The organism is Ramlibacter rhizophilus (assembly GCF_004681965.1).
Lineage (GTDB): Bacteria > Pseudomonadota > Gammaproteobacteria > Burkholderiales > Burkholderiaceae_C > Ramlibacter > Ramlibacter rhizophilus.
Map to the genome: position 1 here is coordinate 825262 of NZ_SMLL01000001.1, position 14018 is coordinate 839279.

General features: G+C 68.0%; 12 protein-coding genes. All 12 read left to right on the forward strand.

Going from position 1 to position 14018, the window contains the following annotated elements:
• The first annotated feature begins 12 nt into the window (after positions 1 to 12).
• On the forward strand, positions 13 to 1638 hold the full coding sequence (locus tag EZ242_RS03900; RefSeq protein ID WP_135283978.1) for a 3-(methylthio)propionyl-CoA ligase: 1626 nt from the start codon (positions 13 to 15) through the stop codon (positions 1636 to 1638).
• Positions 1639 to 1767: 129 nt separating this feature from the next.
• A complete protein-coding gene (locus tag EZ242_RS03905) occupies positions 1768 to 3039 on the forward strand; it encodes a branched-chain amino acid ABC transporter substrate-binding protein (RefSeq protein ID WP_135283783.1) in 1272 nt (423 codons plus the stop codon).
• Between the two features lie 138 nt (positions 3040 to 3177).
• Entirely contained in the window at positions 3178 to 4125 is a 948-nt protein-coding gene (locus tag EZ242_RS03910; protein ID WP_135283784.1) for a branched-chain amino acid ABC transporter permease, read from the forward strand.
• 5 nt (positions 4126 to 4130) lie between these two features.
• Positions 4131 to 5513, forward strand: a complete 1383-nt coding sequence (locus EZ242_RS03915) for a branched-chain amino acid ABC transporter permease (protein WP_420821220.1) — start codon at positions 4131 to 4133, stop codon at positions 5511 to 5513.
• Entirely contained in the window at positions 5510 to 6274 is a 765-nt protein-coding gene (locus EZ242_RS03920; protein WP_135283786.1) for an ABC transporter ATP-binding protein, read from the forward strand. Before EZ242_RS03915 ends, EZ242_RS03920 begins: the two co-directional genes overlap by 4 nt.
• A 4-nt stretch (positions 6275 to 6278) precedes the next feature.
• Complete coding sequence (locus EZ242_RS03925) at positions 6279 to 6974, forward strand: ABC transporter ATP-binding protein (RefSeq protein WP_135283787.1); 696 nt, start codon at positions 6279 to 6281, stop codon at positions 6972 to 6974.
• Positions 6975 to 7256: 282 nt separating this feature from the next.
• On the forward strand, positions 7257 to 9356 hold the full coding sequence (locus EZ242_RS03930) for a 3-hydroxyacyl-CoA dehydrogenase NAD-binding domain-containing protein (protein WP_135283788.1): 2100 nt from the start codon (positions 7257 to 7259) through the stop codon (positions 9354 to 9356).
• 174 nt (positions 9357 to 9530) lie between these two features.
• Entirely contained in the window at positions 9531 to 10706 is a 1176-nt protein-coding gene (locus EZ242_RS03935; protein ID WP_135283789.1) for an acetyl-CoA C-acyltransferase, read from the forward strand.
• Between the two features lie 11 nt (positions 10707 to 10717).
• Complete coding sequence (locus EZ242_RS03940; RefSeq protein ID WP_135283790.1) at positions 10718 to 12541, forward strand: acyl-CoA dehydrogenase; 1824 nt, start codon at positions 10718 to 10720, stop codon at positions 12539 to 12541.
• Positions 12542 to 12784, forward strand: coding sequence for a hypothetical protein (locus tag EZ242_RS03945; protein ID WP_135283791.1), 243 nt, complete (start codon positions 12542 to 12544; stop codon positions 12782 to 12784).
• Positions 12781 to 13572, forward strand: coding sequence for an SDR family oxidoreductase (locus EZ242_RS03950; protein WP_135283792.1), 792 nt, complete (start codon positions 12781 to 12783; stop codon positions 13570 to 13572). Before EZ242_RS03945 ends, EZ242_RS03950 begins: the two co-directional genes overlap by 4 nt.
• Complete coding sequence (locus EZ242_RS03955) at positions 13572 to 14018, forward strand: PaaI family thioesterase (protein ID WP_135283793.1); 447 nt, start codon at positions 13572 to 13574, stop codon at positions 14016 to 14018. Before EZ242_RS03950 ends, EZ242_RS03955 begins: the two co-directional genes overlap by 1 nt.

Genomic DNA, 14018 nt, shown 5'->3' on the forward strand with positions numbered 1-14018 from the left:
TAGGAGATGACCGTGCTGGGTTTGATGCAAGAGCAGCCACTGCTGATCTCGTCCCTGATCGAATTCGCCGATCGCCACCAGGGCGACGGGCAGATCGTTTCGCGGCGGGTGGAAGGAGACATCCACCGCTACACCTGGGCCGACGTGGCGCGGCGCTCCCGCCAGGTGGCCAACGCCCTAGACGCCGCGAAGCTCGCGTTCTCGGCCCGCGTCGCCACCCTGGCCTGGAACGGCTACCGGCACCTGGAGCTGTACTTCGGCGTCTCGGGTTCGGGGCGCGTGCTGCACACGCTCAACCCGCGGCTGCACCCGGACCAGGTCGCGTGGATCGCCAACCATGCGGAAGACGAGGTGCTGTGCTTCGACGCCACCTTCCTGCCCATCGTGCAGGCCATCCACGCGCGCTGCCCCGGCATCCGCCAGTACGTGATGCTGTGCGAGGCCGACAAGCTGCCGCAGGACAGCGGCGTGCCCAACCTGGTGGCCTACGAGTCGTGGATCGGCGGCCAGTCCAGCGACTACGCCTGGCCCAGCTTCGACGAGAACAGCGCCTCCAGCATGTGCTACACGAGCGGCACCACGGGCCACCCCAAGGCGGCCCTCTACAGCCACCGCTCCACCATCCTGCACGCCTACGCCGCGGCGCTGCCCGACGTCATGGGGCTGTCGGCGCGCGACTCGGTGCTGCCGGTGGTGCCCATGTTCCACGTCAACGCCTGGGGCATCCCGTATTCGGCGGCGCTCACGGGCTGCAAGCTGGTATTCCCCGGCCCGGCGCTGGACGGCAAGTCGGTCTATGAACTGATCGAGGCCGAGAAGGTCACCTACGCGGCGGGCGTGCCCACCGTCTGGCAGATGCTGCTGGCGCACATGGCGCCGGCCGGCTTGCGCTTTTCCACGCTCAATCGCACCGTGATCGGCGGCTCGGCCTGCCCGCCGGCCATGATCGAGGCCTTCCGCGAAAAGTACGGGGTGGAAGTGCTGCACGCCTGGGGCATGACGGAGATGAGCCCCCTGGGCACCCTGTGCACCCTCAAGAACAAGCACCTGTCGCTGCCCCCCGAGGAGCAGATGAAGATCCGCCTGAAGCAGGGGCGCGCCATCTACGGCGTGGACATGCGCATCGTCGGCGACGACGGGCGCGAACTGCCCTGGGACGGCAAGACCTACGGCGACCTGCAGGTCAAGGGACCGTGGATCGTGCGTGACTACTACAAGGCCGAGGGCGGCTCGCCGCTGGTGGACGGCTGGTTTCCCACCGGCGACGTGGCCACCATCGATGCCGACGGCTACATGCAGATCACCGACCGCAGCAAGGACGTGATCAAGTCCGGTGGCGAGTGGATCAGTTCCATCGACATCGAGAACATCGCCATGGCCCACCCGGCCGTGCAGATGGCCGCCTGCGTCGGCATGCCCCATCCCAAGTGGGACGAGCGGCCGCTGCTGGTGGCCGTCAAGCGGCCCGGCATGGACGTCAGCCGCGAGGAGCTGCTCGCCTTCTACGAGGGCCGCATCGCCAAGTGGCAGATCCCGGACGACGTGGTCTTCGTGGAGGCCATCCCGCTGGGCGCCACCGGCAAGATGCTCAAGACGAGGCTGAGGGAGATGCTCAAGGACTACCGTCTGCCTGCCTAGGAGCGCCTCGCCGAGGGCGAATGTCGCCTTGGCGATAGCCTCGGCCCAGCTTACGGGCATTCCCTGAGGACCCCGCCGAATCAAATCCCGTACCCTGCGCTGCACTCGAAATCCACTTCAGGAGACATCATGAAATTCGCGATGAAGCAGCTGACGGTCGCCGGCCTGGTGGCCGTCTCGGGCCTGGCCTTCGCCCAGCAGGCCGCCCCCGGCGGCGCCACGGGCGCACTGCGCAACCAGACGGTGCGCATCGCCTTCATGGACCCGCTGTCCGGCCCCTTCGCCAACGTGGGTCAGAACCAGCTCAAAAGCTGGCAGTTCGCCGCCGAGGAGTTGTCGGGCAAGACCCCGGCGGGCGTGAAGTTCGAGGTGGTGGGCTTCGACAACAAGGGCTCGCCGCAGGAAAGCCTCAACACCCTCAAGGCCGCGATCGACCAGGGTTTCCGCTACGTCACCCAGGGCAACGGCTCGGGCGCTGCCGCGGCCATCCTGGACGCCGTCTCCAAGCACAACGCGCGCAACCCGGGCAAGGAAGTCGTCTACCTGAACTACGCGGCGGTGGACCCGGCCCTGACCAACGACAAGTGCGACTACTGGCACTTCCGCCTGGACGCGGACACCTCCATGAAGATGGAGGCGCTCACCACGTTCATGAAGGACCAGCCCAAGGTCAAGAACGTCTACCTGATCAACCAGAACTACTCGCACGGCCAGCAGGTGGCCAGCTACTTCAAGGAAGGCCTCAAGCGCAAGCGCCCGGACGCCAAGATCGTCGGCGAGGACCTGCACCCCCTGGGCCAGGTCAAGGACTTCGCGCCCTACGTCGCCAAGATCAAGCAGTCCAATGCCGACGCGGTGGTCACCGGCAACTGGGGCCAGGACCTCACGCTGCTGGTCAAGGCCATGAACGACGCGGGCCTGAAGATCCCCATGTACACCTACTACGCCGGCGTGACCGGCACGCCCACGGCGCTGGCCGCCGGTGGCGACAGCGAGGTGTACCAGGTCTCCTACGGCCACTCCAACCCCACGGGCGAGCTGGGCAAGATGGTCGCGGACTTCAAGAAGAAGTTCAACGACGACTACTACACCTTCGCCACCTACAACGGCATCAACCTGCTCGGCGCGGCCATGGCCAAGGCGGGCAGCACCGACCCGGTGAAGGTGGCCAAGGCCCTGGAAGGCCAGCAGGTCAAGAGCTTCGCCGGTGACGTGACCATGCGCGCGTCCGACCACCAGCTGCAGCAGCCCATGTTCATCACCAAGTGGCAGAAGGCCGGCGCCAACCAGAACAGCCTGGAGGGCACCGGCTACACCTTCGTGCCCATCAAGCAGATGGACCCCTACGTGTCCAGCACGCCCACCAGCTGCCAGATGAAGCGGCCCAACTCGGCGGGCTGATGACATGATCGCGCGGCGGCGCAGCCCGCCCGCGCTCCGCGAGCGCCCGGCGTCCGCACGCCGGCGCCGCGCGCCGCGCCCGCCCTGCGCCGGCCGCGCCGGTGCACGCGCGGCCTTCGTTTCGCCACTCGACGCTCCATGGAATTCTTCGCCATCTCGCTCCTGAACGGCATCAGCTACGGGCTGCTGCTGTTCATGCTCAGCTCCGGGCTGACGCTGATCTTCAGCATGATGGGCGTGCTGAACTTCGCCCACGCCAGCTTCTACATGCTGGGCGCCTACTTCGCCTACAGCACCACGCAGCTGGTCGGCTACTGGCCGGCGCTGTTCGTCGCGCCCGTGCTGGTGGCCGCCCTCGGGGCACTGTTCGAGAAGTACTGCCTGCGCCGGGTGCACAAGTTCGGGCACGTGCCCGAGCTGCTGATCACCTTCGGCCTGTCCTTCATCATCCTGGAGATGGTGCAGCTGGTCTGGGGCACCAGCTCGGTGGACTACCGCGTGCCCGACGCGCTCTCGGGTGCGCTCTTCACGCTGTACGGCACGCAGTTCCCCATGTACCGCGGCTTCATGATGCTGGTGGCCCTGCTGATGCTGGTGGCCATCTGGCTGCTGCTCACGCGCACCCGCATCGGCCTGGTGATCCAGGCTGCCCTCACGCACCCCGAGACGGTGGAGGCGCTGGGCCACAACGTGCCCCGCGTCTTCATGCTGGTCTTCGGCGGCGGCGCCGCCCTGGCGGGGCTGGCTGGCGTGATCGGCGGCAATGCCTTCGTCACCGAGCCCGGCATGGCCGCCACCGTGGGGTCGGTGATCTTCGTGGTCGTGGTGGTGGGCGGCATGGGCTCGCTCGCCGGCGCCTTCGTCGCCTCGCTCCTCATCGGCGTGCTGCAGACCTTCGCGGTGGGCATCGATGCCTCGCTGGTCAACACCCTCAGCCGCATCGGCTGGGACATCGGCCCGCAGACCTTCGGCTACGCCCTCTGGAAGCTCAAGGTGAGCCAGGTCGCGCCGGTGCTGCCCTACCTGCTGCTGGTGCTGGTGCTGATCTTCCGGCCCCGGGGCCTGATGGGGACGCGCGAAGGATGAACACCATGTTGAACCCCACTGCTTCGGGCGCTGCGGGCGCCTCCGCAAGCCCTGCGGCGGGGGCGCCAGCCGGCGCACCCGCGCGCAGCGTGCCCACCCGTTACTACAGCTTCAAGCCCTACAACGTGGGCCGCTGGATCGTGTGGGGCCTGTTCGCCATCGTGCTGGCGCTGGCACCCATGGTGTTCACCAGCTCGCTGGCGCACACCATGCTCAGCCAGATGGGCATCGCCATCATCGTCTGCCTGTCCTACAACATGCTGCTGGGGCAGGGCGGCATGCTCAGCTTCGGCCATGCGGTGTATTCCGGCATGGGCGCCTTCCTGGCCATCCACACCCTGAACCTGGTGAGCGATGGCGCGCTGCCGCTGCCCGTGAGCCTGGTGCCGATCGCCGGGGGCCTGTCCGCGGCGCTCTTCGCGGTGGTGTTCGGCTGGGTCACGACCAAGAAGGCCGGCACGCCCTTCGCCATGATCACGCTGGGCATCGGCGAGCTGGTCTGGGCTTCTGCGCTGATGTTCCCCGAGTTCTTCGGGGGCGAGGGCGGCATCTCCGGCAACCGGGTCACCGGCTCCTCGCCCTGGGGCATCACCTACGGACCCCAGGTGCAGCTCTATTACCTGATCGCCGTCTACACCTTCGTGTGCACGGCGCTCATGTTCGCCTTCACCCGCACGCCCCTGGGCCGCATGCTCAATGCGGTGCGCGACAACCCGGAGCGGGTGGAGTTCGTGGGCTACGACACGCAGAAGGTGCGCTACATCGCCTTCATCATCTCGGCCTTCTTCGCCGGGATCTCGGGGGGCCTGGCGGCGCTGAACTTCGAGATCGTCACGGCCGAAGTGGTGAGCGCGGCGCGCTCGGGCGCCTACCTGCTCTTCACCTTCCTGGGCGGGGCCACCTTCTTCTTCGGCCCCATCATCGGCGGCGTGCTGATGGTGCTGGCCTTCGTGCTGCTGTCGGAGTTCACCAAGGCCTGGCTGCTGTACCTGGGCCTGCTGTTCCTCTTCATGGTCATGTACGCGCCCGGCGGCATCGCCAGCCTCATCATGATGAACCTGCGGGTGGCGGCCTTCGGGCGCCTGCGCGAGCTCTGGGTCAGCTACCTGGGCCTGGCCGTCACCGGCCTGGTGGTCCTGGCCGGCGCCGCGGCCATGATCGAGATGGTCTACCACCTGCAGCTCAATGCCGCCCTGGGCCCCGAGCTGAAGTTCCTGGGCATGCCGCTGAACGCGCACAGCGTGGAAAGCTGGGTCGGCGCGGCCTTCGTGCTGGTGACCGGCCTGGGCCTGTTCGAGCTCACGCGCCGCGCCTATGTGCAGCAGTGGGGCGAGATCCAGGAGTACATCGAAAAAGAGATCAAGCGCCGGGAGACCATGCCCCAATGACCTACGCGCTCGAACTGAAAGACCTGCGCAAGAGCTTCGGCCGCACCGAGATCATCCGCGGCGCCAACCTGGCGGTGAACGCGGGCGAGCGCATCGCGGTGATCGGCCCCAACGGCGCGGGCAAGTCCACGCTGTTCAACCTGATCAGCGGCCGCTTTTCGCCCACCAGCGGCCAGGTGCTGCTGCACGGCCAGCGCATCGACGGCAAGCGGCCCTTCGAGATCAACCGCCTGGGCCTGTCGCGCAGTTTCCAGATCACCAACATCTTCCCCAAGCTCAGCGTGTTCGAGAACCTGCGCTGCGGGGTGCTGTGGAGCCTGGGCTACCGCTACACCTTCTTCAAGTTCCTGGCCGACCTGGAGGACGCCAACGAGCGCGCCGAGCGCCTCATGGAGATGATCCGGCTGGACCGCAAGCGCGACGTGCTGGCCATGAACCTGACCTACGCCGAGCAGCGCGCGCTGGAGATCGGCATCACCATCGGCGGCGGCGCGCAGGTCATCCTGCTGGACGAGCCCACCGCGGGCATGAGCCGCAGCGAAACCAGCCGCTTCATCGAGCTGATCAAGGAAGTCACCGTGGGCAAGACCCTTCTGACCGTGGAGCACGACATGGGCGTGGTCTTCGGCCTGGCCGACAAGATCGCGGTGGTGGTGTACGGGGAGGTGATCGCCTTCGACACGCCCGAGAACGTGCGGGCCAATGCACGCGTGCAGGAGGCCTACCTGGGCACCCACGCGGACGCTCACGCCGGAAGCTGAAGCCATGCTGCGCATCGATAACCTGCACGCCTTCTACGGCAAGAGCCACGTGCTCCACGGCGTGCGCTTCCAGGTCGCGCCGGGCGAGATCGTGGCCCTGCTGGGCCGCAACGGCTCGGGCCGCTCCACCACCGCCAAGGCCATCATGGGCATGGTCGACGCGACCGGCAGCATCGAGTGGAAAGGCAAGAACCTCGTGGGCCGCAAGCCCTACGAGATCGCGCACCTGGGCATCGGCTACGTGCCCGAGAACCGGGACATCTTCCCCAAGCTCACGGTGCACCAGAACCTCATGCTGGGCACCAAGCGCGCCCGCCAGGAAGGGCGCTGGAGCTTCGAGGACATGTACCGCATGTTCCCGCGCCTGAAGGAGCGCCAGCACACCGAGGCCGGCGTGCTCTCCGGCGGCGAGCAGCAGATGCTCACCCTGTGCCGCACGCTCATGGGCGATCCGGAGCTCATCATCATCGACGAGCCCACCGAGGGCCTCGCACCCAAGATCGTCGAGCTGGTGGCGCAGTACCTCAAGGAGCTCAAGGCGCGCGGCATTTCGGTGCTGCTGATCGAGCAGAAGCTCACCATCGCCATGACCATCTCCGACCGCGCCCTGGTCATGGGCCATGGCAGCATCGTCTTCCAGGGAACGCCCGAGAGCCTGCGGGCGGACGCGTACACGCGCAAGGAGTGGCTGGAGGTCTAAGAAGCTGTGAACGGATCCGCCACGCCCGCCTCGGCCTCCAGAAAGCGCCCCCTCGGCGTTGCAAATGCTCGCCATAGCTCAAGCTATGGCTGCGCTTTGCGCCTTGATGGGCCACTTTCTGGCGGCCGCTTCGGACGCGTCGAATCCGTTCACAGCTTCTGAGCGGCCTGTAGCTTCGCTTTCCTCTTTTTGTCCCCCCGGGGACAAGCCATGTGGCGGTGCAGCAGCGGGCTTTCTAGAATCGCCCGAACGACCGTTCTTTTCTTACCCGAGGAACACAGCATGACGGCTGAATACAAGGTGCACGGCGACGTCGCCGTGATCACGATGAACAACCCGCCCGTCAACGGCCTGGGCCTGGCGACGCGCCGGGCCATCGCCGACGGGCTGCAGGTGGCCAACGACGACGCGGCCGTGAAGGCCATCGTCATCACCGGGGCCGGCCGGGCGTTTTCCGGCGGCGCCGACATCCGCGAGTTCGACACGCCCAAGGCGATCGCGGAGCCCAACCTGCTGTCGCTGATCGTGGCGGTGGAGAACTCGGCCAAGCCGGTGGTCGCGGCCCTGCACTCGGTGGCCATGGGCGGCGGGCTGGAGCTCTCCCTGGGGGCGCACTACCGCATCGCCGCGCCGGGCACGAGCATCGCGCTGCCGGAAGTGAAGATCGGCCTCATCCCCGGCGCGGGCGGCACGCAGCGCCTGCCGCGCGTGCTCGGCGTGGAGACGGCCCTCAACATGATCGTGAGCGGCGAGGCGGTCAAGAGCGAGATGCTGGCGCAGCTGCCCGGGCAGAAGCTGTTCGACAAGATGGCCTCCGGTGCCGAATCGCTGCTGGACGAGGCCATCGCCTTCGCCCGCTCGGTGGCCGACGCGCGGCCGCTGCCGCTGGTGCGCCATCTCCCGTGCAAGCACCCGCAGGGCGACGCCTACTTCCAGTTCGCGCGCAACATGGTCAAGGGCATGGCCAAGAACTTTCCGGCGCCGGCCAAGTGCGTGGACGCCGTGGAGCTGGCGACCAAGAAGAAGTTCGACGACGGCCTGCTGCAGGAGCGCGAGATCTTCCTGAACCTCATGCTCACGCCCGAGTGCCGGGCGCTGCGCCACATCTTCATGGCCGAGCGCGCCGCCTCCAAGATCCCCGACGTGCCCGAGGACACGCCGCAGCGCAAGATCGCGTCCGTGGCGGTCATCGGCGCCGGCACCATGGGCGGCGGCATCGCCATGAACTTCCTCAACGCCGGCATCCCGGTGAAGATCCTGGAGATGAAGCAGGAGGCGCTGGATCGCGGCATCGCCACCATCCGCAAGAACTACGAAGCCCAGGTCAAGAAGGGCAAGCTCAAGCAGGACAAGTACGAGCAGCGCATGGCGCTGCTGTCCACCACGCTTCAGTATTCCGACATCAAGGACGCCGACCTGGTCATCGAGGCGGTGTTCGAGGAGATGGGCGTCAAGCAGAAGGTCTTCGAGCAGCTCGACGCGGTGATGAAGCCCGGCGCCATCCTCGCGAGCAACACCTCCACGCTGGACGTGAACAAGATCGCCGCCTTCACGAAGCGTCCGCAGGACGTGGTGGGCCTGCACTTCTTCAGCCCCGCCAACGTGATGAAGCTGCTGGAGGTGGTGCGCGGCGAGAAGACGGCCAAGGACGTGCTGGCCACCGTCATGAAGATGGCCAAGTCAATCAAGAAGACGGCCGTGGTCTCCGGCGTGTGCGACGGCTTCATCGGCAACCGGATGATCGAGCAGTACAGCCGGCAGGCCGGCTTCCTGCTGGACGAGGGCTGCACGCCGCAGCAGGTGGACAAGGCCATCGAGAAGTTCGGTTTCGCCATGGGGCCGTTCCGCATGGGCGACCTGGCCGGCAACGACATCGGCTGGGCCATCCGCAAGCGCCGCGCGCAGGAGCGCCCGGACATGATGTACAGCCGTACGGCCGACAAGCTGTGCGAGATGGGCCGCTTCGGCCAGAAGACCGGCGCCGGCTGGTACGACTACCAGGCCGGCAAGCGCGACGCGATTCCCTCGGCCGCGGTCAACGACATGATCGCCGCGCACCGCAAGGAGCTGGGCGTGGAGCCGCGCAAGATCTCCGACGAGGAGATCGTCCAGCGCCTGGTCTATGCGCTGGTCAACGAAGGCGCGCACATCCTGGAGGAGGGCATCGCCGCCCGCGCCAGCGACATCGACATGGTCTACCTCACCGGCTACGGTTTTCCCATCCATCGCGGTGGCCCCATGAAGTACGCCGACACGGTGGGCCTCTTCAACGTCATGGAAGCCATGAAGCGCTTCCAGCGCAACCCGCGCGACGACGCGAAGTTCTGGGAGCCCGCGCCCCTGATCAAGCGCCTGGTGGCCGAGGGCAAGACCTTCAACTGACGCGCCTTCCGCGCCCACGGCCCCCGTCGCGCACGGGCCGCCGCGAACGCCTCGCCGATGATCAAACGCATTTCCCCTGCCGTCCTCGCCGCGGAGCTCGTGCGCAGCTCGTGCGCTTCCATCACCAACTCCTGCGCAACCTGAACGCACCCTCGTTCTGAAGAAAGGCCCACCATGACCCGAGCCGTGATCGTCTCCACCGCCCGCACGCCCCTGGCCAAGAGCTGGAAGGGCGCCTTCAACATGACCCATGGCGCCACGCTGGGCGGCCACGTGGTCAAGCATGCGCTGCAGCGCGCCGGCATCGAGGGCGCCGAGGTCGAGGACGTCCTCATGGGCTGCGCGAACCCCGAGGGCGCCACCGGCGCGAACATCGGGCGCCAGATCGCGCTCATGGCCGACCTGCCGGTGAGCGTGGCCGGTGCCACCGTGAACCGCTTCTGCTCCTCGGGCCTGCAGACCATCGCCATGGCCTCGCAGCGCATCATCGCGGGCGAGGGCGATGTGTACGTGGCCGGCGGCGTGGAAAGCATTTCCTGCGTGCAGCAGGAAATGAACACCCACATGCTGCGCGACCTGGACCTGGAGAAGAAGCAGCCCGCCATCTACTGGAGCATGCTGCAGACCGCCGAACAGGTGGCCAAGCGCTACGAGATCAGCCGCGAGCGCATGGACGAGTACGGCGCGGCCAGCCAGCAGAAGGCCTGCGCCGCGTCGGCGGCCGGCCGCTTCAAGGACGAGATCGCCCCCATCACCGTCACGGCCGGCGTAGCCGATCCCGTGATGGGCCTGCGCAGCAAGCAGGTCACCGTGAGCGTGGACGAAGGCCTGCGCGAAGGCACCACGGCCGAGAGCATCGCGGGCATCCGCCCGGCGCTGCCCGGCGGCGTGATCTCGGCCGGCAACGCCAGCCAGTTCTCCGACGGCGCCGGCGCCTGCGTGGTGGTGAGCGAGGACTACGCGAGCCGCCACAACCTCACCCCCATGGGCCGCTTCCTCGGCTTCGCCGTGGCCGGCTGCGAGCCCGACGAGATGGGGATCGGCCCGGTCTTCGCGGTGCCCAAGGTCTTGAAGCGCCTGGGCCTGTCGGTGCAGGACATCGACCTGTGGGAGCTGAACGAGGCCTTTGCGGTGCAGGTGCTCTACTGCCGCGACAAGCTGGGCATTCCCGACGACCGCCTCAACGTCAACGGCGGCTCCATCGCCCTCGGCCACCCCTACGGCGTCTCGGGCCAGCGCCTGACCGGTCACGCGCTCATCGAGGGCAAGCGCCGCGGCGCCAAGCGGGTGGTGGTCACCATGTGCATCGGCGGCGGCATGGGCGCGGCCGGCGTGTTCGAGGTGCTGTGAGCGCCTGAGCGATGAGCCTGCGTCCCACCCTCGACTTCCTGCTGTACGAGTGGCTGGACGCCGCCGGCCTGAATGCGCGCGAGCGCTTCGCCGAGCACTCGCGCGAGACCTTCGACGCCGTGCTGGACACCTGCGAGCGCATCGCACGCGAGCGCTTCGCGCCCTTCAACCGCCTGGTGGACACCGAGGAGCCGCGCTTCGACGGCGAGAAGGTGATCCTTCCCGCGGCCACGAAGGACGCCTGGGACGCCTACGCCGCCTCGGGCATGCTCAGCGCCGCGCAGGACTACGCCATCGGCGGCATGCAGCTGCCCTACACGTTGGAAGCGGCGGCCGGCGCCTTCTTCGCCACCGCCTCCATCAGCATCGGCGGCGGCCTGCTCACGGTGGGCAATGCCAACCTGCTGATGGCGCATGGATCCGAGGCGCAGCGGCGGGTGTTCGCGCACAACGAATTCAGCGGTCGCTTCTCCGGCACCATGGCGCTGTCGGAGCCGCAGGCGGGCTCGTCGCTGTCGGACATCGCCACCCGCGCGACGCCGGACGGGGCGGACTACGAGAGCGACCCGCTCGGCCCCCGCTATCGCCTGCGCGGCAACAAGATGTGGATCTCCGCCGGCGAGCACGAGCTGACCGAGAACATCGTCCACCTGGTGCTGGCCAAGATCCCCGGGCTCGATGGCCGCCTGGTGCCCGGCACGCGCGGCATCTCGCTCTTCATCGTGCCCAAGAAGCTGGTCGATGATGAAGGCCGGCTGACCGGCGAGCGCAACGACGTGGCGCTCGCGGGCCTGAACCACAAGCTGGGCTGGCGGGGCACTACCAACACGCTGCTCAATTTCGGCGAAGGCCGCTACCCGGTGCGCGGCGCGGCCGGTGCCATCGGCTATCGGGTGGGCCAGCCCGGCGAGGGCCTGCGCTGCATGTTCCACATGATGAACGAGGCGCGCATCGGCATCGGCATGGCCGCCACGGCGCTGGGGCTGGCGGGCTACTACGCCTCGCTGGACTACGCCCGCAACCGGCCCCAGGGGCGGCCGGTGGGGCCGCAGGGCAAGGATGCGGCCCAGCCGCAGGTGCGCATCATCGAGCACGCCGACGTCAAGCGCATGCTGCTGGCGCAGAAGGCGTACAGCGAAGGGGCGCTCGCCCTCATGCTGTACTGCGCGCGCCTGGTGGACGAGCAGCACACCGGCGCGCCCGAGGCCGCCGACGAGGCGCGCCTGCTGCTGGAGGTGCTCACGCCCATTGCCAAGAGCTGGCCCAGCGAGTTCTGCCTGGAGGCCAATTCGCTGGCCATCCAGGTGCACGGCGGCTATGGCTACACGCGCGACTTCCCGGTGGAGCAGTACTGGCGCGACAACCGCCTGAACATGATCCACGAAGGCACGCACGGCATCCAGGCGGCCGACCTGCTGGGGCGCAAGGTGCGCATGGAAGGCGGCCGGGGCCTCATGCTGCTGGCCGGCCGCATGAACGCAACCATCGAGCGCGCCCTGCAGCGCCCCGCACTGGCCGAGCATGCCAACGCCCTGGCGCAGGCCCTGCAGCAGCTGGGCGCCACGACCAAGGCGGCCTGGGCGACCGAGAATCCGGCCGAGGCGCTGGCCAACGCCGTGCCCTACATGCAGGCCTTTGGCCACGTGGTGCTGGCCTGGACCTGGCTGGACGTGCTGCTCGCTGTTGGTGACGATGCGCAGGACGCAGCCGCCGTGGGCCGCCGGGGCGCCGCGCGCTACTTCTTCCATTACGAGCTGCCGCGCATCGGCGCCTGGCTGCAGGTGGTCGCCCGGCGCGACATGAGCTGCGCGCAGTTCCCCGAAGCGGCGTTCTGAATGGCTTCGCGGCGCGCGCTGGCCTGGATCGAGGCGCTGGCCTGGACGCTGCTCTATGGCGGCCTTTTCACGCTGGCGATCGGCGCCATGGTGCGCCGCGCCGATGCGCCGCTGGGCTGGACCATCGCGGGCTGCGCGCTCGCCGCGGCGGCCCTGGGCGTCGCGCTCATCGCCTGGCGCTCGCGCCTGCGCGAAGATGCCGCCGAGCCGAACGAGATGATGAAGGAAAAGGAATCGACATGACCCGCAGCATTCAAGAACTCATGAACCTCGAAGGCCGCACGGCGCTGGTCACCGGCGGCTCGCGCGGCCTGGGCCTGCAGATGGCGCAGGCGCTGGGCGAAGCCGGCGCGCGCATCATGCTCAGCTCGCGCAAGGCCTCGGACCTGGAGCAGGCGGTGGCCGAGCTGCAGGCCAAGGGCATCGACGCGCGCTGGATCGCCGCCGACTGCGCACGCGAGCAGGACATCCGCAAGCTCGCCGATGAAACCCTGGAGCGCATGGGCGACATCGACATCCTCGTCAACAACGCGGGCGCCGCCTGGGGTGCGCCGGCCGAGGACCACCCGGTGGAAGCCTGGGACAAGGTCATGGACCTCAACGTGCGCGGCTACTTCATCCTCAGCCAGCACGTGGCCAAGCGCAGCATGATCCCGCGCAAGCAGGGCCGGATCATCAACATCGCCTCCATCGCCGGGCTCGGCGGCAATCCGCCGGAGATGCAGACCCTGGCCTACAACACCTCCAAGGGCGCCGTGATCAACTTCACCCGCGCGCTGGCCTGCGAATGGGGGCGCTACAACATCAACGTCAATGCCATCTGTCCCGGCTTCTTCCCGAGCAAGATGACGCGCGGCACGCTCGACCGTGTGGGCGAGGACGAGCTCGCCTCCCATGCGCCCTTGCGCCGCCTCGGCGACGACGAGGACCTCAAGGGCATCACGGTGCTGTACGCCTCCGACGCCGGCAAGCACATCACCGGGCAATGGCTGGCCGTGGACGGTGGCGTGAGCGTGATCACGGGGGGCTGATGGCACGCGATCCCCACGACTTCGGTGGCGTCTCCATCCCCTTCGTGACGGAGCTGGGCTTTCGGCTCACGCTCTTCGAAGGCGGCGAGTCGGTCATCGAGTACGAGCCCCGGCCCGAGCACATGAATTCCTTCTCCGTCGCGCACGGCGGGGCCGTCATGACCCTGCTGGACGTGGGCATGGCCACGGCCGCGCGCAGCGTCGAGCAGGACATGGGCATCGTCACCATCGAGATGAAGACCAGCTTCATGCGCCCCTCCACCGGCCTGCTGCTGTGCAAGAGCCGTCTCATGCACCGCACGGCCACCATGGCCTTCGTCGAGTCCCGCGTGCTGGACGCGCGCGAGCAGCTGTGCGCCCACGCCACCGGCACCTTCAAGTACGTCAAGCGCCAGCCCGCGAGCGGCCCCAGCGCCAACGCGCTGGGCGTCATCTCCACCGATTGA